The organism is Salicibibacter cibi, assembly GCF_016495865.1.
Taxonomy (GTDB): Bacteria; Bacillota; Bacilli; order Bacillales; family Marinococcaceae; genus Salicibibacter; species Salicibibacter cibi.
Map to the genome: position 1 here is coordinate 39,925 of NZ_CP054706.1, position 22,197 is coordinate 62,121.

The 22,197-nt window shown below is 42.9% G+C and carries 16 protein-coding genes, 1 tRNA gene and 1 other RNA gene; 17 read left to right on the top strand and 1 reads right to left on the bottom strand.

What is annotated here, in order from left to right; genetic code table 11:
• Positions 1–112: 112 nt before the first annotated feature.
• Positions 113–2,311, top strand: a complete 2,199-nt coding sequence (locus HUG20_RS00155) for a CapA family protein (protein WP_200086668.1) — start codon at positions 113–115, stop codon at positions 2,309–2,311.
• 407 nt (positions 2,312–2,718) lie between these two features.
• Here HUG20_RS00155 and HUG20_RS00160 read toward each other — a convergent pair whose 3' ends face one another.
• On the bottom strand, positions 2,719–4,098 hold the full coding sequence (locus tag HUG20_RS00160; protein ID WP_200086669.1) for a sugar-transfer associated ATP-grasp domain-containing protein: 1,380 nt from the start codon (positions 4,096–4,098) through the stop codon (positions 2,719–2,721).
• 330 nt (positions 4,099–4,428) lie between these two features.
• Here HUG20_RS00160 and HUG20_RS00165 point away from each other — a divergent pair, with 330 nt between their 5' ends.
• From HUG20_RS00165 to HUG20_RS00240, 16 genes are all read left to right on the top strand, one after another.
• Entirely contained in the window at positions 4,429–6,843 is a 2,415-nt protein-coding gene (locus HUG20_RS00165) for an N-acetylmuramoyl-L-alanine amidase family protein (protein ID WP_200086671.1), read from the top strand.
• 237 nt (positions 6,844–7,080) lie between these two features.
• The gene (locus HUG20_RS00170) at positions 7,081–8,514 is read left to right on the top strand and encodes an ATP-binding protein (RefSeq protein ID WP_200086673.1); all 1,434 of its coding nucleotides are present in this window, start codon (positions 7,081–7,083) and stop codon (positions 8,512–8,514) included.
• 226 nt (positions 8,515–8,740) lie between these two features.
• Positions 8,741–11,791, top strand: a complete 3,051-nt coding sequence (locus HUG20_RS00175; RefSeq protein ID WP_200086676.1) for an SH3 domain-containing protein — start codon at positions 8,741–8,743, stop codon at positions 11,789–11,791.
• Positions 11,792–12,146: 355 nt separating this feature from the next.
• Positions 12,147–13,532, top strand: coding sequence for a sugar transferase (locus HUG20_RS00180; RefSeq protein WP_200086677.1), 1,386 nt, complete (start codon positions 12,147–12,149; stop codon positions 13,530–13,532).
• 34 nt (positions 13,533–13,566) lie between these two features.
• Positions 13,567–14,538 (top strand): SDR family NAD(P)-dependent oxidoreductase, encoded by a 972-nt coding sequence (locus tag HUG20_RS00185; RefSeq protein ID WP_200086685.1) that lies wholly within the window; start codon positions 13,567–13,569, stop codon positions 14,536–14,538.
• Between the two features lie 110 nt (positions 14,539–14,648).
• A tRNA-Ser gene (locus tag HUG20_RS00190) sits at positions 14,649–14,741 on the top strand.
• A 196-nt stretch (positions 14,742–14,937) separates the two neighbouring features.
• Positions 14,938–15,492 carry a tyrosine-type recombinase/integrase gene (locus HUG20_RS00195; RefSeq protein WP_200086687.1) on the top strand — a complete coding sequence of 185 codons (555 nt, stop codon included), beginning with the start codon at positions 14,938–14,940 and terminating at the stop codon, positions 15,490–15,492.
• A 325-nt stretch (positions 15,493–15,817) separates the two neighbouring features.
• On the top strand, positions 15,818–16,366 hold the full coding sequence (locus HUG20_RS00200) for a hypothetical protein (RefSeq protein ID WP_200086688.1): 549 nt from the start codon (positions 15,818–15,820) through the stop codon (positions 16,364–16,366).
• A gap of 264 nt (positions 16,367–16,630) precedes the next feature.
• Complete coding sequence (locus HUG20_RS00205) at positions 16,631–17,062, top strand: HI0074 family nucleotidyltransferase substrate-binding subunit (RefSeq protein ID WP_200086690.1); 432 nt, start codon at positions 16,631–16,633, stop codon at positions 17,060–17,062.
• Positions 17,063–17,414: 352 nt separating this feature from the next.
• Positions 17,415–17,882: a tRNA adenosine(34) deaminase TadA gene (gene tadA, locus HUG20_RS00210; RefSeq protein WP_200086692.1), complete on the top strand. Its 468-nt coding sequence runs from the start codon at positions 17,415–17,417 to the stop codon at positions 17,880–17,882.
• 47 nt (positions 17,883–17,929) lie between these two features.
• An RNA gene (ffs, locus tag HUG20_RS00215) (signal recognition particle sRNA large type) lies at positions 17,930–18,195 on the top strand.
• Between the two features lie 411 nt (positions 18,196–18,606).
• On the top strand, positions 18,607–20,349 hold the full coding sequence (gene dnaX / locus HUG20_RS00220) for a DNA polymerase III subunit gamma/tau (protein ID WP_200086694.1): 1,743 nt from the start codon (positions 18,607–18,609) through the stop codon (positions 20,347–20,349).
• Entirely contained in the window at positions 20,346–20,660 is a 315-nt protein-coding gene (locus tag HUG20_RS00225) for a YbaB/EbfC family nucleoid-associated protein (RefSeq protein WP_200086696.1), read from the top strand. The genes dnaX and HUG20_RS00225 overlap by 4 nt, the downstream gene beginning before the upstream one ends.
• A 12-nt stretch (positions 20,661–20,672) precedes the next feature.
• Positions 20,673–21,269 carry a recombination mediator RecR gene (gene recR / locus HUG20_RS00230; protein ID WP_200086698.1) on the top strand — a complete coding sequence of 199 codons (597 nt, stop codon included), beginning with the start codon at positions 20,673–20,675 and terminating at the stop codon, positions 21,267–21,269.
• A 1-nt stretch (position 21,270) separates the two neighbouring features.
• Positions 21,271–21,483, top strand: a complete 213-nt coding sequence (locus HUG20_RS00235) for a YaaL family protein (RefSeq protein WP_200086700.1) — start codon at positions 21,271–21,273, stop codon at positions 21,481–21,483.
• A 135-nt stretch (positions 21,484–21,618) separates the two neighbouring features.
• Positions 21,619–21,897, top strand: a complete 279-nt coding sequence (locus tag HUG20_RS00240) for a pro-sigmaK processing inhibitor BofA family protein (RefSeq protein WP_200086702.1) — start codon at positions 21,619–21,621, stop codon at positions 21,895–21,897.
• Positions 21,898–22,197: the final 300 nt, after the last annotated feature.

The window sequence follows — 22,197 nt, forward strand, 5'->3', positions numbered from 1 at the left end:
TTTTATAGATGAGAATATTGTCACTACCTAGAACAATAGATATAGATGTGACCTTTTATCAACTAGACATTGACAAAAGGCATTTAAATTTACTGAGGGGAGAATTAGGGATATGGCAAAAACATTTACATTAACGTTTGCAGGGGATACAAGTTTAGGAGATTGGTATCTCAGAAAAACAGGTAAAGAACATTTAGTGGAACGACTAGAAAAGGAACCACTATCTTATTTTGCAGGGATAAAGCCTTTAATAGAGAAAAGCGATCATTTTATTCTAAACTTAGAAACAGTTTTAGAGGAAAGCCCAAAACCAATATTAGAAGGAAAACAATATCCTAACTATGACAATCCAGATAGAACATTGCAAGTATTAAAGGACTTAGGGGTAACAGCAGTTGGTTTAGCTAACAATCATACTATGGATTTCGGCTCTGAAGTTTTACTAAGAACTCTAAATAGATTAGAAGAGGCCAATATTAAAACCTTAGGAGCAGGGAAAGATAGAAAAGATGCTTCTAAACCACTTAAAATAACACTAGATGGGAAAAAAAGCGTGAAAAATGTCTATATATTCACTGGTATGCGGGCAGGAAAGCGATACCGAGAATATGGTTTTTTTGCAGAGAATGAAAAACCAGGGGTAAGTCCATTGCCACAAAAGGGATTATCCAGAAAAATTTCTAATCTTAGACAGGAAGATCCTGAATCAATTATTATCGTATGTCCTCATTGGCAAGGAGAGGACTATAAATGGGCTTCAGATCATGGAAGAATCCAAGAAAGAAGCAGGGCATTTATAGATGCAGGAGCAAACTATATCTTTGGTCATGGACCCCATATGCTAAATGATATTGAAAATTATAATGGAGGAACCATAGCTTATTCTATTGGAAATTTCGTGTTCAATTCTCCAGGAAGGTATGAGAAACTAGATGCTCCACCTTATAGTGTTGTTGTAAATATGGAAATTCAAGAGGAGGGAGGAGGAACATGGATCGTGAAAAACAAGTTTTATCCTATTGTTACAGATAATAAGAAAACTAATTATAGTGTAAGAAAAATCAATGAAAAAGAAACGGAGGATATAGTATATAAATTTGATGAAGATGAACTCGGCTTATATATAGAAAACACAAAACATGACGATAAATGTGCTAGCAAATCAGAGGTTAATGAAATAATAGCAATGATAACTGGTGAGAAGAAAATAAATCAAGATAAATTTAAGGGCATTGATAGCGTCGAAAAGCAGATATTAGCACTTAAAGAAGCTCAGGATCGGATAGATAAGAACTTAAAAAATTATTATTCAAAATTAATTAGAAGTAAATCAATGAAAAGGGTAGAAGATGAAAATTATCATTTATATCAAATGCTGGCAGACACTATTAAAAAAGATTATATAACTCATGGAATGTATCTGAAGTTCGGTAAGAGAAAATTAAATATACATGATGCCATTTCATTTCAAAATTTCATAATACAGAACGCAGAAAGTAAAAGGTTGGGGAATCCTTATTATGCCCAAATGCTGGATAAAAAATTACCAGCTTATGAGTTTGCTGATAAAATAGGGTTAAGAAGACCATATACGGATCCAAACGTATATAAATTTTCAGAGTTAAAACCACAAACAGGCCCAGTTGTAGTTAAACCTACAAGTGCTACAGGAGCTATGGGTGTGTATCTGATTTATAATGAGAACAAGATTTTATCCGTGAGAGATGGCAAATACTTAAATAGTTGGGATGAACTTGTAAATGATGTTCAAATGGAAATTGAACGTGATAAGGCCAGAGTAAGAAAATATTTCAAAAAAGATGCTTGGATGATAGAAGAATTGATTATAGATCCAGAAAAACCAGATAGTCTCACTGATTTAAAATTTCATGTCTTCTATGGTGAAAATGTACTAGTACAAGAAGTAATCAGAGAAGATGGCGGAAATAAATATCAATTTTGGGATGCAAATAATAAGAAAGTATTTACTGGAAAATTAGATGGAGAAGATCAAATATATAAAGAAGCTAAAGGTTTTAATAACGAGGATTTAGACGCCATTATTCAAGCAAGTTTAGAAATACCGGCTCCATTTATGAGAATTGATATGCTAAAAGGTAACAACGAATTGGTGTTTGGAGAAGCAACATATTATCCTGGTGGATTTCATAATTTCAATGCAGAATGGGACAGAAGGTTAGGAGAAGCCTATGTTAATGCGGAGGCAAGATTGAAAAGAGACCTATTGGAGGGAAAAGAGTTTAAAGCATTTAATGAAACATTCTTCCGTAGCCCATCTTTAACATTGTAGTTAAAGTATTGACTCTGATCCTTGATTGGGGTCTTCTGTTCTTTTACGTGTATTTTTATATTTTGACTTTTGCAGTTTAAATGAATAAAAAATTGTAAGGAAGGCTAATCTTTTTTTACCTTTCCTTACCTAAATTTTTTTATTTCCCAAACGACATATCTCTTGATAAAATCGATGCTAAATTCTTCTCCTAGATCAGCCAGGATCATCGTAATGATCAAACAGGAAGTAGTTTTGTTGAATATAAACTGCAGGCAGGATCTAGGTCTATCACGGCTGATATCTTAGCCCGTGTATGGGAATCGTTGGTGGGTCCTTTAATTTTATCAGAGGGCATCCATTTTGTTCACTGAAAACAACATGGTTGAAAAACAAAAATAAGTTTGGTTTCCACTAAGGGATCACGCTTATTTTTTAATCATTTTGAGTAAAGAACGAAAAGGTTGAGTGAAACGCCAGCTTTTGCTATGCACTATATAGTTATATTTATCCTTCGTATCTTCGAGTTCATCATTTTTGGTCATAAGTTCATTATTTTTCTTTTCTAGTGAGGATTGAAGTTCCTGGTTTTGTTTTTTCAAATCAACATTTTGTTTTTGCATTTGTTTTAATTCCTGTTTTTGCTTCTCCTGCTTCCTTAATTTTTTTTGTTCGAGTCTCTCTCTATCTTTTTTTAATAATATCGGCTTATTCGTTTTAAGCTCATTACTTACATACTGCAACACTTCTTCTGTCAAATCTCCAAACATAGGTTTTTGAGCGGCCAATTGATAATACGATTGTGTTCCTACAAAATTAGCTTCTAAAAAAAGAGGTTTGCCATCGAATCCCACGATAATATCCCAGGAAATAAAATTCTGGTGTAGTATATTTTTATGGCAGTCTTTGGCAAACTGTTTGAATTCATCGTAATTAGGGATGGGTTCAAGATCAGCAAAGCAATAGCCAGTCGTGGGATGGTGAGTATGCATTTGACCATCATCACTTATTGCAACATTAAAAAATTCACCCGTGTCTTTTACTCCAAGGCGTATACCACCAGCGGTAGCATTATCTTTTATATCGTTATCTTTCCCAAACCTAGCGAAGGTAAACAAATATCTTATTTCATCTTTCCATCTGAACGTAACCATTCTAAGTGTATTCACAGAAGCCGGGTGAGGAGCGGCCATGGTTGGATGTTGTTGTATTGCTTTTTGCACCATGAAGTTCTCTTTATAGATGTCCTCTAGGTGATAAATGGTAACAATATTTCCATCCAGGTAGATGTTTTCATCTTTCACATTTAGTTTTCTGATTCCATCGCCATTGTTCGTCTGGCTAGGCTTTATGATCAAATCTGTGTTGTTTTTTAATAAAATTTTTGAAGCATTTTCAGTATCAATACTATCATGATATGTATCAAAATAAATTCCATTTATATTCTTTAATATAGTTTCAGCTGATCTGGGGGCATCTATCAAAACATCATAGAGGTTTTTATCCCCATAAAAGGTCGACATATTGTAATCATTTAATACAGGAAGAATTTCTCTTCTCATTATTCTTCCGGGTATGACCCTAACGTCTCTTTTTCCGGTATAATTCATAAAAGCCAAATGTAGAGAAGGATTAATCGTTTTACCGTAGTGGCCTTCCCAATATTCCTTTGTTTCGGCAACAAAAGCTTCGTCTACCTCGTTTAACAAGCCGCCATTAAGCCAGTTTTGAAATTGTGTAGAGTCGGTTTTTGCTCCTAGTTCTTGATATAAAGTTAAATCTTTATGCACCGTTTCTATAGTTTCCAAACATAATCAACCCCATATAAAATGATAATTATCATCACTATTATATTACATTAGCTAATTGAAGTGAAACAATATGATATGGTACTGTCAAGAAGTATGTTTAATCAATAAGGTATGCTCGGATTAGGATTTTGGGACCTTAGCATCTCCGCCACATAGAGTTTCCTACTGGATGCTCAGTATATTCGTAGGATATAATATACTAACTTAATCTGCTATAATTTATTAGATTTTAAGGTATTTACTTGTATCATGATATAAAGTCTGTCCTTACATACGATAATCATGATACTAAACTAGTAATTTACCGGGAAGAGGTGAGAGTAGAACGTGCAAAAGAAGTTATTTAGGTCAGCTTTTATAGTTTTTTTCGCTTTTTTGGTCATCTTTATAACCGGAGGGCAAGTCACGGTTGAAGCAAATGAAGTGAAGGAAGCGACACACAGTCATGGCGTGGTCCAAGGATCCGACGCGTTGGATGTCCGCGAAGGCCCTGGCACTGATTATGAAGTGGTCGGACAGCTGGACAATGATACGCGAGTGGAGTTGGAAGGCCAGACCTCGGATGGTTGGTATAAAATACATGCCGATGACATCAGTGAAGATGCCTACGTCTCGGAAGAAGGCCTTGAGCCGGTTGATGCACCGGACGAGGATGAAGGCTATGTGGACGCGGACACCTCTGTCAATGTCCGGGAAGGCCCGGGGTCGTCTTATGCCCAAGTTGAATCCATCCCGCAAGGCGAATCGATTGATCTCCTTGGGGAAGTTGAAGGCTGGTATAAGATTCAGTTAGAGGATGCGGATGGTTCTACATATATCAGTGGCGATCATGTGACGTTCACCGAACCTCCGGAAGCCGCTGAATTAACGGAAACAGAGCGCACGCACGGCGTGGTCCAAGGATCCGACGCGTTGGATGTCCGGGAAGGCCCCGGCACTGATTATGAAGTGGTCGGACAACTGGACGATGATACGCGAGTGGAGTTGGAAGGCCAGACCTCGGATGGTTGGTATAAAATAAATGCCGATGACATCAGTGAAGATGCCTACGTCTCGGAAGAAGGCCTTGAGCCGGTTGATGCACCGGACGAAGATGAAGGTTATGTGGACGCGGACACCTCTGTCAATGTCCGGGAAGGCCCGGGGTCGTCTTATGCCCAAGTGGATGCCATTCCGCGAGGGGAATCGGTAGATATCGTCGGCGAAATCGACGATTGGTATCTCATTCAATGGGCCGATATGGACGATCCCGCGTATGTGAGTGCTTCTCACATAACGTCAACAGACATACAGGAAGAGGCGCGTGCAGAGACGCAAGCAGAAACGCAAGATCAAGCGTTGACGGAACCCGACCATAGCCATGGGATCGTGCAGTCCTCCCACTTGAATGTCCGTTCCGGCCCGGGAACCGATTACGACAAGATCGCTGGATTGGATGATTACACAAGGGTGGAGCTGGAAGGCGAAACGTCCGATGGCTGGTATAAGATCAGTGGCGAAGGATTGAGCGACGAAGCGTATGTGTCGGAGGACTTTATTGTCCCGGTGGATGTACCGTCCTATGACGAGGGGTATGTCGACAGCGATCTTCTAAACGTGCGCGAAGGGCCAACGACTGATGAGGCGCGTGTGCATCAATTAGAACGTAATGAACAAGTGGCCATCGTCGGCGAGATTGGCGACTGGTACAAATTACAATTGGATGATGTCGAAGGGCCGACATACGTAAATGCGGATTACATCAGCGAGGAAGAGACGTTAACGTCGCCCGAACGCAGCTATGGAATCGTGCAGTCTTCCCACTTGAATGTCCGTTCCGGCCCGGGAACCGATTACGACAAGATCGCTGGATTGGATGATTACACAAGGGTGGAGCTGGAAGGCGAAACGTCCGATGGCTGGTATAAGATCAGTGGCGAAGGATTGAGCGGCGAAGCGTATGTGTCGGGGGACTTTATTGTTCCGGTCGATTTACCGGAAGAAGATATCGGCTATGTCGATGCAAATGTATCTCTGAACGTACGTGAAGGCCCCAGCACATCTTATGACCAAGTCAGTTCTATCCCACGTGGTGAACGTGTCGACATCGTGGGCGAAATTGACGGTTGGTACAAGATCCAGCACGATGATGTCAGTGGACCGACGTACGTGAGTGCGAGTCTAGTATCCAATGAAGAAATTACTGTCCCTGAAGTCAAAATCTTCATAGACCCTGGTCACGGTGGAAGTGACTCCGGTGCCGCCGGTAATGGTTTACTGGAAAAAGATGTTGTGCTTGATATATCACTCCATGCAGCTGAAGTATTGGAGGAAGAATATTTAGGCGTTGACGTCATGATGCCAAGAACAACAGATGAGTTTATTGAGTTGGAAGATAGAGCAGCTATGGCGAATGATTGGGGCGCCGATTATTTCGTTAGCGTGCACAATAATTCCTTTAATGGCTCAGCAAATGGCTTTGAAAGCTATATCTTTAATGGCAATGTGTCAAGTACAACCATAGAGAAGCAAGAAGAGGTTCACCAGTATATTGCTAATGAGTTAGATGCTACTGATCGAGGTATGAAAACGGCAAATTTTAGCGTGTTACGCAATACGACCATGCCAGCTATATTGTTAGAGTTATTGTTCATCGACAATGCTACAGATGCAGAAATGCTAGGAAGTGCTGAAGGTAGAGCTGAATTGGGCCGTATTACGGCTGAAGGGATTGCTCATGCTTGGGATATAGAGGAAAGGTAGTAACGGGATAATCAAACAGATGTTATAACAGGAAACTGTCAAACTGGTTTGCTCTTTCACAAAGCTGTGGATAAGCTAGGCATCATATTTATGCCATCTGGTTGACACCTTTCAACTATGGCATCATAGTTAAGTGTCCAAATCACTCTGCGATTTGGACCTTATTTGTAATTGATTGTCGAATTTTGACTCATAATGTGTTTTGGAAATAGATTTTATAGTAAATGGGGTATTCAAGTGAGCATAGATCATCATTTAGAGCATTTGAAACATTCATTGCCCAAAGATGTTGTTACATATCAAACATCTTTTTATACCGTTGCTTTAGAGGGATGGCGAAGAGGACTAAAATTAAATTTTTATAATAATAAAAGAGGAAGCGTACCGCCACTTGCATATCAATATTCCCTGTCTGATGGGAAAAACGAATATTTATTTACTTGTGCTCGTGGTTCCAAAACATCGAATAAGGCTATTGATCTAGCAGAAAATAAAAGTACTGCCTATAAATATATGAAAAGAAATAACGTTCCGGTACCTGAAAATAAAACATTTACCTTTAGTAAAACCTCAATAGAAAAAATGTGCAAGCATGGCGAAAAAATTGGCTATCCGCTTGTAGTGAAACCAACTGATAGGGGTAGCGGTAAAGGGGTTTATACGAACATTACCTCCAGGAAAAAGTTAGCAGAATGCATATTGAAAATAAGGGATGAGTTTAGGGCTCAAGAAGTTATAATCGAACAGTATTTTGCAGGAGGCGTAGACTATCGCTTCTATGTGATAAAGGATAAGATTATTGCGGTTACTAAGTCATACTCTTCAAACGTTGTTGGAGATGGCGTCAATAATATAGAGGACCTTATAAGTAAAAGAAATAGAGACATACGCAAAAACGTCGCAACTAAGAACAGGTCTATTGTGATTGATAATGATTTAAAAAGATTTTTAGAGGAACAACACAAATCGCTTGAGTTTGTGCCTGAAAATGGGGAGCGAGTGTTTGTAAGACGACATGGTACGCATCTTGGAGATCGATTGAACGTTGATTGTACCCAAAGCGTAGATCCAAAATTTAAGGAATATGCCATAAAAGCTTTAAATGCCGTTCCTGGTTTACCTACAGGTTCTATAGATATGGTCATCAATGAAGAAAGGAATGAAGGCATTGTAAATGAGATTAATACCAAAGGTGAAATTATGATGCACGTTTTCCCATTTGAAGGGCGTGCAATCGATGTTCCAAAACATGTAATAGATTTTTACTTTCCCCATAGTAACAGTAGAAACGAGAATTTTTATTTTGAGTTTAAACCTATAAAAGATTTATTATTTAATGGGTATGCAGATCAGATCAATATACCAATGGTTCCAAAAGGGATACAATATCAAAAGAATTTTACTATAAAAGGAAAAAATCTCGGACCTCGTTATTTGAGACTGTTGAAAAGACAAGCAGTGAAATTATATTTAATCGGTAGCATTAATCCAGTCTCAAAAAAACGGTTAGAAATAAAGACAATCGGTTCCCAAGAAGAAATAGACCAATTTGAAAAAGTTATTAATGCATCAGGTACTAAAAAATCAAAAATAGAAGATGTTACTGCAACTCAATTTGAGGAGTTCAAAGGAAAGAGTAACATCTCTTTTGAAATCATTTCTGATGATTAGCTCATATATGATTATCTAGCAAAATTAATACACGTGTTCAAAAACTGACTTCATTTTTCTGGAGTCAGTTTTATTGTTTTACATAACATACCCATTTATTATCACAAGATGATCCTATAATAATAGTTTTAAAGTCTTTATCATTTCCTAAATATGTAGTGTGAATTTAAAAATTCTATGATATTATGATTATATACAAACGAATGCATAATGAAGGGGAGTTGAAATGAAGTTATTCAGGTCTTTAATGTCAGTTTCAATAATCTTATTTCTATTTATTGCTCTACAAGACGTTGATCTAAATAATGAAACCTTAGCAGAAGCTAGTACATTGGAGGAAGTTGAGCACGATTATGGCGTGATCCAAGGATCCGACGCGTTGGATGTTCGCGAAGGCCCGGGCAATGATTATGACGTTGTTGGGCAGCTGGACAATGACACGCGAGTGGAGTTGGAAGGCCAGACCTCGGATGGTTGGTATAAAATAAATGCCGATGACATTAGCGTAGATGCTTATGTATCGGAAGAAGGCCTTGAGCCGGTTGATGCACCGGAGGAGGATGAAGGCTATGTGGATACGGACACAATCGTTCGGGAAGGTCCGGGGTCGTCTAATGATCAAGTTGAATCCATCCCGCAAGGCGAATCGATTGATCTCCTTGGGGAAGTTGAAGGCTGGTATAAGATTCAGTTAGAGGATGCGGATGGTTCTACATATATCAGTGGCGATCATGTGACGTTCACCGAACCTCCGGAAGCCGCTGAATTAACGGAAACAGAGCGCACGCACGGCGTGGTCCAAGGATCCGACGCGTTGGATGTCCGCGAAGGCCCTGGCACTGATTATGAAGTGGTCGGACAGCTGGACAATGATACGCGAGTGGAGTTGGAAGGCCAGACCTCGGATGGTTGGTATAAAATAAATGCCGATGACATTAGCGAAGATGCTTATGTATCGGAAGAAGGCCTTGAGCCGGTTGATGCACCGGACGAGGATGAAGGCTATGTGGACGCGGACACCTCTGTCAATGTCCGGGAAGGCCCGGGGTCGTCTTATGCCCAAGTTGAATCCATCCCGCAAGGCGAATCGATTGATCTCCTTGGGGAAGTTGAAGGCTGGTATAAGATTCAGTTAGAGGATGCGGATGGTTCTACATATATCAGTGGCGATCATGTGACGTTCACCGAACCTCCGGAAGCCGCTGAATTAACGGAAACAGAGCGCACGCACGGCGTGGTCCAAGGATCCGACGCGTTGGATGTCCGGGAAGGCCCCGGCACTGATTATGAAGTGGTCGGACAACTGGACGATGATACGCGAGTGGAGTTGGAAGGCCAGACCTCGGATGGTTGGTATAAAATAAATGCCGATGACATCAGTGAAGATGCCTACGTCTCGGAAGAAGGCCTTGAGCCGGTTGATGCACCGGACGAAGATGAAGGTTATGTGGACGCGGACACCTCTGTCAATGTCCGGGAAGGCCCGGGGTCGTCTTATGCCCAAGTGGATGCCATTCCGCGAGGGGAATCGGTAGATATCGTCGGCGAAATCGACGATTGGTATCTCATTCAATGGGCCGATATGGACGATCCCGCGTATGTGAGTGCTTCTCACATAACGTCAACAGACATACAGGAAGAGGCGCGTGCAGAGACGCAAGCAGAAACGCAAGATCAAGCGTTGACGGAACCCGACCATAGCCATGGGATCGTGCAGTCCTCCCACTTGAATGTCCGTTCCGGCCCGGGAACCGATTACGACAAGATCGCTGGATTGGATGATTACACAAGGGTGGAGCTGGAAGGCGAAACGTCCGATGGCTGGTATAAGATCAGTGGCGAAGGATTGAGCGACGAAGCGTATGTGTCGGAGGACTTTATTGTCCCGGTGGATGTACCGTCCTATGACGAGGGGTATGTCGACAGCGATCTTCTAAACGTGCGCGAAGGGCCAACGACTGATGAGGCGCGTGTGCATCAATTAGAACGTAATGAACAAGTGGCCATCGTCGGCGAGATTGGCGACTGGTACAAATTACAATTGGATGATGTCGAAGGGCCGACATACGTAAATGCGGATTACATCAGCGAGGAAGAGACGTTAACGTCGCCCGAACGCAGCTATGGAATCGTGCAGTCTTCCCACTTGAATGTCCGTTCCGGCCCGGGAACCGATTACGACAAGATCGCTGGATTGGATGATTACACAAGGGTGGAGCTGGAAGGCGAAACGTCCGATGGCTGGTATAAGATCAGTGGCGAAGGATTGAGCGGCGAAGCGTATGTGTCGGGGGACTTTATTGTTCCGGTCGATTTACCGGAAGAAGATATCGGCTATGTCGATGCAAATGTATCTCTGAACGTACGTGAAGGCCCCAGCACATCTTATGACCAAGTCAGTTCTATCCCACGTGGAGAACGTATAGATCTCGTTGGCGAAATCGACGGCTGGTATAAGATTCAAATGGATGATGTCAGTGGCCCGACGTACGTCAGTGGTAGTCTAATAGAATTCTATGAGACGTCTGGTAATGAGCACATTGCTTATACAAGTTACGATGTTACGTTTGACGAAGCATTATCTATACAAATGAATGGTTCACCGCAAATATCTTCTGCAAGCGGTGGGTTTCAGGATGCCAGTGAGGCTGATGTAGCCGAATATCTTGATCCCAGTAACAATGATCAATTTCAACATCTTTTACTAACTGAGAGTGTTGGGGTCTCAGCCAACGAGTTGAACAATGTTTTATCTGGAAGCTTAGACGGCATGGGACAAGCTTTTATTGATGCGGGAGATGAGCATTCGGTGAATGAAGTATATCTCATATCACATGCTCTATTGGAAACAGGCAATGGCACATCTAATTTGGCGACCGGGATTGAAGTAGGCGAAAATAGCAACGGCAATGCACAAGTAGTTACTTCAGGTAACAGAAGCAATTTAAGTAATATCAGAACCACGTATAATACATTTGGAATTGGTGCAGCGGATCATGATGCGGAGACACTCGGGGCAATCTATGCCTATAATGAAGGATGGTTTTCTCCGGAAGAAGCCATCGTTGGTGGTGCAGCTTTTATTTCGCAGAGATATATCCACAATGATTATAATCAAAATACGCTATACAAGATGAGATGGAATCCTGCGAATCCCGGTTATCCGCAATATGCGACGGATATTGGATGGGCTGTAAAACAAGTCCCGCGCATTGAAAGTTTATATCAACAATTAGATAATCCTGACCTATACTTTGATATCCCTGAATATCAATAATCTGTGACTCCGGTGCATCACCGGAGTCATTTACTTAGCATTCGCTCACATTCCGAAAAAATTACATATTTTATCTATGATCTCCCATATAATTTCCAAGGTGCTGATCTATTGCCGTCTATAACAGTGTTTATTTTTAATTCGGTGATGAAATGTCTATGGAAGGCTCACAAATTGTCACCACCTTGTAGATTCTATGCTGAATTTGCAGTTTTCTTTTACATGTATTTTTGGTATGGTATACATGCATAATCAGTGGTTCTTCTGTTTAATATTAATGATTAAATGAACGGATATGTTTTAGTTATTTTCAGATATAGGAATTTATTTACAGTATCTAGTGGGAGAGATACGAATGCCGGATAACAGTGAATCGCGAAATCATAAATTTATTATCATACTGATTGACCTCTTCTGTATTTTGGCGGCGTATATAAGCGCATTTTATATTCGGTACAACGGATTCCCCGCGGAAAACTGGTCATCGTTTGTGGCGTTGTTGCCTTGGATTTTGTTGATCGGTTTATTCTTTATTTCCGTATATGAATTATATGCGTTGAGTCGTAAAAATACGATTTGGGATGTGCTATTGAAGATACTTATTGCGGTGTCTTTTATGGCTTTCTTAACGATGGCTGCTTCTTACTTGTTTAGAGAGTTTGCCCTTCCGCGTTCCATTATATTAATTGCCAGTATCTTCACGGTTTTATTCATGGTTTTTTGGAAATCACTATATTTAAAGTTCATTCGTCGCAATGTTGTCGGGAAAGTTCTTTTAATTGGAGATGGCGAAGAAGCGCAAAAAATGATGTCGAAAGTAAAACACCCGATGTTGCAAGGGACACGCGTCAAACACATCGAAGCCGATACTCCGATTGGGCTCGTGACATCTTTCTTTCGTCAAGTGGATTATGTTATTTTATGTCCCAACATCAGCAAAGAACAAAAATCGCAAATCATTTATCATGCGATGGAATGTAACAAAGTCGTTTACGTTATTCCGACCTTATATGAATTGCTCATGCAACGGTCGCAAGTGACGCCACTTGAAGATACGTTGGCCATGTCGGTAAAACCGTTCGGTTTGACGTGGGATGAAAAATTGATCAAACGAACGTTTGACATCCTCGCTTCCGGAGTGATTTTGCTGATCACTTCGCCTTTGTTGCTTTTGGTAACATTGGGCATAAAAATCGAAAGCCCGAAAGGCAGTATTATCTATAAGCAGGAGCGGCTCGGACAGGACGACAAAGCGTTTATGATCTATAAATTCCGTTCCATGATTGAAGGGGCGGAAAACGGCACCGGACCTACGTTATCGACAGAAAATGACAGCCGGATCACAAAAGTCGGGAAATGGATTCGTGCCACGCGATTGGATGAGCTTCCGCAATTGTTTAACGTTTTTAAAGGGGACATGTCCTTAGTCGGTCCACGGCCGGAGCGTGAATTTTTCATCAAACAGCTTTCCGAACAGTATTATCACTACAGTTATCGCAATACGGTAAAACCGGGAATCACCGGGTATGCCCAGATTATGGGAAAATACAGTACGGAAGCGGACGATAAATTACGGTTTGATCTGTATTATATCCGGAATTACAGTTTTTGGTTAGATATCATTATTCTGCTCAAAACGTTCGCTGTTGTGTTTGACATGTCTAAAACAGAAGGAACGACAGAAAAAAAAAGTACGTCGTCTATGGAGAAAAAAAACAAAGCAACCTTTAATAACCAGTAGCGGAAATATAAAGCTTGAAAATGAGGATAGGCATATGCAAAAAATACTTGTTACAGGCGGTGCAGGGTTTATTGGCTCGCACGTCGTCGATGCGCTGGTAGAACAGGAGAAATCGGTGCTCATTGCCGATAATTTGAGCACCGGGAAAAGTGCACACGTAAACCCAAGTGATAACACGCATTTTTTTGATGTGGACATCACAAATAGGGATGCGTTGGAGCAAATCTTCCGGCAACATTCCGACATTGACGGAGTGATCCATCTGGCTGCACAAAGCAAAGCAAGCCCTTCCCTGGACGCTCCGGAGCACGATGCGAACATCAACATTCATGGCACGGTGAACGTGTTGGAATTAACAAAGGCTTATAAGGTAAAAAATTTCATTTACGCGTCGTCCGCGGCGGTGTACGGTGACCAACAAACGTTACCCATCGCAGAAGATGTGGCGGTGGAACCACTATCCCCATACGGCGTGTCCAAATATGCCGGCGAGGAGTATGTGAAAGCTTATCGGCGGTTGTACGATATCGATGCCCGGGTGCTACGTTTTGCCAACGTGTATGGTCCAAGGCAAAGCGTCGATACGGAAGCCGGGGTCATCACCATTTTTGTTGAAAAGTTGTTGAACGGCGAGCAGCCCGGAATTTATGGGGACGGGAAACAAACAAGAGATTTTATCTATGTAAAAGACGTCGCGCGGGCGATGCTTCAATGTTTATTCGAAGCACCGAGCGTGCCTGAGGCGTCGCCGGTCTACAATGTGAGCAAGGGAGAAGAAACGAGCATTGAAGAGCTGTTGCAAGAATTATGTACGATTATGAACCAGCGTTACCGTCCGCTTTTTATGGAAAAAAGGACGGGTGACATCGAGAAAAGCTACCTGGACAATCGCAAACTGCGCTCGCACTATGCGTGGGAACCTGAAACGTCGCTGACAGACGGTTTGTCTGCAACGATCGCTCATGCTAAGCGCTCCGGTGCCCCGTACGAAAAAATCGATTCGTGAATGGGAGAACTTGGTGCAAAGCCAAGTTCTCTTAAAAAAATTGCCTGATCAGCTTGCAATCACGATCTGAACATGCTAATATGGTTTTTGTCACTGACAGATCTACATACGGAGGAGTACCCAAGTCCGGCTGAAGGGAGCGGTCTTGAAAACCGCCAGGGGGTTAACGCCCCGCGGGGGTTCGAATCCCTCCTCCTCCGCCATACTAATATGACGGTACTTACAGCGATAAGCAAAGCGTTGATATGGTCGAAAACTGCTAGACTAATTACGGATATAAACCGCACGTAACCGCGGCGGGCATTTCCGGAATTAGTGAGCAAATTTGGCCGCACCGTTACCGTAAAAATTTACATAATTGTTCGTGCCTCTCTAGGTGTACCTAGGGAGGTTTTTTGCGTGGATAAACGTAGCGGTCGTAAGGTTATGCGCAAACGTAAGCCAACCGAAGTGAAAAAGAAAGCCGTTCGCACGTTAGATGACGCGCTTAAGTTTGTACTTAACGTGAAGCGAGCGAAGAATTTAAAAGAGCGCACGTTACGAGATTATAAAATTCACTTCCGATATTTTGGCGACTGGCTAACGGAAACCTACGGCGAAAATATGCTCGTTGAACATATCGACCTTGAAATTTTACGGGAGTATGTCGTTTGGTGTTCGAACGATAAAGAATACTACGGCGGGCATCCTTACCGCGAAAGGTTCGAAACACATAAGCGCGGCTTGTCGCCCGTAAGCGTTAACGTCCGAATTAGAATCCTTAAAGCATTCTTTATGACATTGTACACGGAAGGTGTTTTGCCGAGCAATCCGGCGGCCAATCTATCAGTTATGAAAACGGATGACGACACAATCGAGCCGTTAACAAAAGAAGAAATAGGGCTTTTATTAAAAATACCCGATCAAGATTATTTTGCGCAGTTTAGGAAAGGGCACGACGTGCAAGGAGCATGAACGTTGAGGACCGATACATATACGAACGACCCGACCGCTCTCTAGGCTTAGTGCTTTGGGGGTTTTTTTATTGCCAAACTAGGCTGTTCTCTTATTGGACAAAGGAACATACACAAATACAGCCACCACAATCTGTTTTGTTGCAATTGCAGACTCATTTGACTCTCAAGCAGTACTAAGAGTCCGTTAAACCCAATCCTGAAGACTTATATGGATTTCGTGCAACACAAAGCGTCCTCAAACCCACGAAAAGAGGTTTTGTAGAAAAATTTTCAAATATATAGTACTATAGGTTCGGGATTTATAAACAAAGGAGTTATATTACATGAGGAAGTTAGGAATTGCTGTTGGAATTGGCGCGATGCTGTCATTAGCAGGGTGTGGAGCGGAAGATGTGGAATTAACGCTTCCTGCCGAACTTATGGAAGAAGCAGGGGCAGATTCTATCGAAGAGCTTGCAGCCGATGCTGATGAAGAAGATGGCATAGAGGAAGTCGCGGAGAATGAAGACGGCTCTGTATCGATTACAATGACAGGTGAGGCTCATCAAGAAATGATGGCTGAAATGGAACAAGAAGCGAACGAATACATAGAAGAGATCGTCACTAATGATGAATTTGCTTCGATTGAAGATGTGACTGCCAATGATTCATTCGACGACATAACGTTTGTTGTCGATCAAGAACAATATGAAAATAGTTTTGACGGCTTTGCAGCTTTTGGCGTATCTATATGGGCGTTAATGTATCAGGGATTTGACGGTGTAGACGAGGAAGAAATGGAAGTTACGATCCATTTGGAGAGTGCCGAGGATGGCGAAGTGTTCGACTCCGTTACGTATCCTGATGCGTTTGACGACATGGAAGCAGATTAAAAAAATTCGGCGGGGGTGCTCCCGCCTTTTTTAGCAGGTAAGAAAGTATAAATCAACTTTCTTACCTGCATAAGTTGGGCTAAGGCTTTCGCCATAAAAGCTTGGCGAAAAGCCAAGTTTTCTAATGTTAAATTAAGGATACGGATTCTTGAGGGAGGGGTATTGAAAGGATAATGCAAAGGAGATACGCTGGAAACAGCGCTTTAATAATTTTGAAAAATCATAGTTACTGTAGAAAATAAAGACCATCCGCTCAATACAGATTTGGAACGGGCGGGACTAATTCAATTATTTGAAGTGACCTTTGAATTGGCATGGAAAGTTTTCAAGGATTATCTGGAGGCAGAGGGGTACATAATGAAAAGCCCTCGCCAAACGATAAAGCAAGCATTTCAAATGGGCATAATAGAGGATGGGCATACATGGATAGACGCGTTGTCGGATCGAAATCTGACTGGATTAATTGATCGGGATTTTTTTTATATTCGTAAAGCACTTGAAAAATATTCGGAGATTGCACGTGCAATCTTGTATGGCAGTCGTGCTTTAGGCAATAACAAAAGTGGGTCAGATGTAGATCTTGCCATTGTAGGGGAGAGGGTTTCCCACAGAACCATGGTGAAATTAAACGACGATCTGAATGAGGAGTATCCACTTCCTTATATGTTCGATCTTCTTCATTATGACGAACTGTGAACCTCTCCACCTAAATCAAAGATTTTGATGGAGCCTCCCTTGTCTTAAATACAGCTCATTATCTCGCATTGTCATTCCCTTCGGGAAGTTTTGCGCCAGATTTAGGCTAATGAATGAAGACAAGTTCCGGAATGTTCTTATTCGCAGCATAGAAACTTTTGTCTACAATGCGAACCTTATTATTTCTAACAAGGGTTTTAAACGCCGGATATTTTACGTGTCGAACGCTTTTTCAACACAACCCCATATATCCAATTTTTGAAAGGGAATGCGGCGCTAGAGTGTTCAAACGAAGACCTTAAAAATCATATCGATCAATATGGCAGGGAACTATATAGTAAAGGTGTTTCACATGAAACAAAACGATGAATTTTATATGAAAATGGCACTCGAGGAAGCTGCTAAAGCCGAGGCCGAGGATGAGGTCCCGATTGGCGCTGTGATTGTCCATGAGGACCAAGTGATCGCTCGTGCATACAATCGCCGTGAGCAGGATCAGCATATCTTCACCCACGCGGAATGCATTGCCATGCGTGCCGCGAGTGAAGCGATCGGTTCTTGGCGTTTGGAAGGATGCACGCTCTATGTCACGTTGGAACCGTGTCCGATGTGCGCGGGTGCAGCATTGCAGGCGCGTGTGCCCCGTGTTGTTTTCGGTGCTTCCGATCCTAAAGCCGGTTGCGCGGGCACGTTGATGAACTTGCTCGATGACGGGCGTTTTAATCATGTGAGCGAAGTTGTCGGAGGAGTGTTGGAAGACGAATGTAGCGAGCGTTTATCGGTTTTTTTTCAAAAATTACGTGCCGGAAAGAAGAAATAAACTTATCCCGTTGATTTCTTGTTCGCTATGATTTATACTGTAATTTGCCGTGCTAGGCGGGGAGGTAGCGGTGCCCTCTGCTCGCAATCCGCTAGAGCGAGGCTGAATCCCTTCCCCAGGTTTGCATATTGTAGGGACTGCCCTTTGTAAGTGGTGTTGACGTCCGGGTTCCGCGCAACGGAAACTCGTGAACCCTGTCAGGTCCGGAAGGAAGCAGCAGTAAGCGTGACCTTTCGTGTGCCGCGGAGGCGCCTGGATCGAGCTAACTGCTTAGGTACCGCTTATGATATGCTTATCGAAGGAAGGTGCACGGCGTACATATTTGAGAGGAGTCCCAGGCGCGAGCTTGGGATTCTTATTTTGGGCAAAATCCGCCTTCATCAGCTTTTTATGGTAAAATGAATATAAGCCTGAATTATTCATACTTCCAAGTGAAAGCGTGAATGAACATCAAATCCCACCATTATTTGGTTTTGTTCACAAAAATGAAGCGTAATAAATCAGGACTTGAACCTGTTAAGCGATATAATGAATTGTTGATTAATGGCGTTAAAAAAAGAAGATATAGATGTATAAATCTATCGGTACCTATTAAGGTACTTTTTTTGTCAGAAGAACGTGATCGAAAAGTTCGCTTTTGAAAAAAAGCCGCGAAAAACGTATAATAAAAGAAGTGATCATCGCTTTTTTTACATCCGCATGAATAAAACAAGGAGGGTTTTTGTTGAGTTATCAAGCGCTTTATCGTGTCTGGCGCCCGCAGCGTCTGGAGGACGTTGCCGGTCAAAATCACATTACACAAACACTGCAAAATGCGCTTCGCCAGCAAAAATTCGCCCATGCCTATTTATTCAGCGGTCCGCGGGGCACGGGGAAGACGAGTGCTGCCAAGATTGTCGCGAAGGCCGTGAACTGTGTGCATGCCCCGGTGGCTGAGCCGTGCAATGAATGTGACGCATGCCTTGGGATACAGACAGGTTCCGTCGTTGATGTGATCGAAATTGATGCGGCCTCTAACAACGGGGTCGACGAAATTCGTTACATACGCGATAACGTCATTGCCGCACCGCGCGATGTACGTTATAAAGTGTACATTATCGATGAAGTGCATATGCTCTCGACCGGTGCTTTTAACGCCTTGTTGAAAACATTGGAAGAACCTCCTGCCCACGCTGTTTTTATTTTAGCGACGACAGAAGCTCACAAAATTCCGCTCACGATCATCTCTCGTTGCCAACGTTTTGATTTCAAGCGGATCAGTGGAGAGACCCTTGTGGCGCGGATGAAAGAGGTTGTCGCTGAGGGAGAGATCGAGGTAGAGGATGATGCCCTTCATTTTATCTCCCGTGCGGCTGAAGGTGGAATGCGGGATGCATTGAGCCTGCTAGATCAGGCGATTTCTTTTGCAGAAGCGAAAGTTACCGTTTCTGATGTCCAAGCGATAACGGGGGCGGCTTCCCAGTCGTTTCTCGCTTCCGCAATAACGTCATTGATCGAACAGGATGCGCGAGAAGCTGTACAATCAGCGGATACGTTGATACGGGAAGGCAAAGATCCGTTGCGTTTTATGGAGGATGTCATCCATTATTTGCGTGATTTATTGCTTTTTCAGACCGCTCCCGATGTGGAGGAGCTCCTGGACCGTGTACAGGTCGATGATACGTTTCGTTCGCTCGCGGCTAAAATAGAACCGGACTGGGCCTATCAAACAATTGATGCGCTTCATGACGAATTGCGGGAGATGAAAGGGTCGCCGCATCCGAAAATTTTTCTGGAAATGGCCTTTATTCACATTTGCCAGGGAGATGCCGGGTCGCAGGAAAATGTTTCGGCGGACAATCAACAGGTGCAACGGTTGGTGGAGCAAGTACAAAACCTTGAAGCAAAAATCCGTACCTTGGAAGAAGGGCAAGCGGCACAAGCTTCACCTCGGGAAGAAGATGCTCCCCGTCAGGCCGCCCCGCGAGAAAAACCGAGGCCTTCTCCAAGTTCCTCAAACGGCGCAGGGGTAAGACAAGCCCAACAGTTGCTGGAGCAAGCTTCGAAGGAAGAGCGGATGAAAATTGAATCACGGTGGGCGGAAACGTTGCAAACGCTGAAAAAAGAAAGCGTGCCCGCGCATGCATGGTTGAATGACGCGCAGCCGGTAGCGGCGACGACGGACGCAGTACTCCTCGTTTTTCGCAATGAAATGCACCGCGGCATGGTTGCTGATAAATTCAAAGCATTGACAGAGCACGCCATTGCGGCTAATAATGACCATAGCTATCATATAATGACGCTTCTTAAGCAAGACTGGGATCAACTAAAAGAAGCTTATCGAGGAAAATCTCAGCAAGCGGCTACGAAGGAAACACCAACGGAATCAAGCGAGGAGGACCCTTTGATCGCGGAGGCGAAGAAACTCGTCGGACCTGAATTGGTTGAAGTCGTGGACGATTCGAATATCGAGGAGGAAGACCAATGAAAAACATGGGTAACATGATGAAGCAAATGCAGAAAATGCAAAAACAAATGCAACAGGCACAAGAGGAATTGAAGGAAAAAACGGTAGAAGCGACTGCGGGCGGCGGCGCGGTAAAAATCGTTGCCTCAGGCGATAAACGCATCTTAGATGTTGAAATCGACGAAGAGGTCGTTGATCCTGAAGATGTTGATATGCTTCAAGACTTGGTTTTAGCCGCCATTAATGAGGTTATGGGCAAGGTGGATGAGCTTGTGGAACAAGATATGGGTAAGTTCACGAAAGGGATGAACTTGCCACCCGGAATGTTTTAGGAGGATTGACGCGTGCAATATCCTGCTCCGATATCAAAACTGATCGACGGCTTCATGAAGTTGCCGGGCATTGGTCCGAAAACCGCGAGCCGTCTTGCTTTTTATGTACTCAATATGAAGGAGGACGATGTGCTTGATTTCGCAAAAGCGCTCGTTAACGCGAAACGCGATTTGACGCATTGTTCTTCTTGTTTTTATATCACGGATCAAGATCCGTGCATAATTTGTGACGATAGCCATCGTGATCGTTCCGTCATTTGTGTCGTCGAAGATTCCAAGGACGTCATGGCGATGGAAAAAATGCAGGAATACAACGGGCTGTATCATGTTTTGCACGGGGCTATTTCCCCGATGGACGGGATCGGTCCGGAAGATATTCGTATCCCGGAATTAATTAAACGGCTGCAAGATGAAACGGTCCAAGAAGTGATTATCGCTTCAAATCCCTCCATTGAAGGGGAAGCAACTGCCATGTATTTATCTCGTATGATAAAACCTACAGGGATACGCGTTACGCGCCTTGCCCACGGGCTTCCGGTCGGCGGAGACTTGGAATACGCCGACGAAGTCACGCTTTCCCGCGCAGTGGAAGGAAGGCGTGAGCTGTAAGATGGCAAAAAAACAAAAAATAAGAAAAAAAGAAGAAACCCGTCTGTATCAACTTATCGATCGCCAAAAACAAAAGTATTTCCGTCGAAAAAATTTATTGGAACAAAGCATCGATCCCGGAGAAGATGCCCGAATCCAGTTGAAAGTGGAAGAAGCGAAGTATCGCTTTTTACTGAGAGAAGCGCGCTTGTTAAAAAAACATACGAAATCATAGAAAGACTTGCCATGTTTTAGGCAAGTCTTTTCATGTCCAAGCATATGGATCTATCAGGAGGTTCTGATCCAGTGCAGGGTGTTCCTCGTGACAACGGGAAAAGGTACGACGCGGCACCCGTAGGAGGTGATAGGTATGGATCCGGTTCTCATTGTGGCAGCAATTGGACTTGGGATTTTTATATTGATGTTTCTCGGTCTTCCGCTTAAAAAGCCGTTTAAATGGGTGGGGAACGGCGTTGTTCGGATTATGATAGGCGCCCTCGCGCTGTTTTTAATTAATTTATTCGGCAACTTTATAGGATTGCATATGCCGATTAACCTCTTTACTTCCGCGGTTACCGGAATTTTAGGGATTCCCGGTGTCCTCATGATAATTGCCGTACATTTCCTTGTACTGCCCGGCACAATGTAGACGGTGACTCGCCGTCTTTTTTGCGTTATAAAAATGGAATAAAAAAGTAAAAAAAACGCAGGCTTGTGAACGGTTGACACTTCCTATATGAGGTGATAGCATTTGAACAGTCGGCGCAATCAGCCTGGTTGATTCCTTGATTCGGAAGCAAAAAAAAGCAATCATCGGTATTGACATCAAGGTTGCGCGGTGATATGATAATAGAGTCGCTTTGAAACGCGACGACATCAATTGCCCATTGAAAACTGAATGAAAGCCAAGCGAACGAATGAAGAAATGAAGCCAGCGCTTCCGGCACCC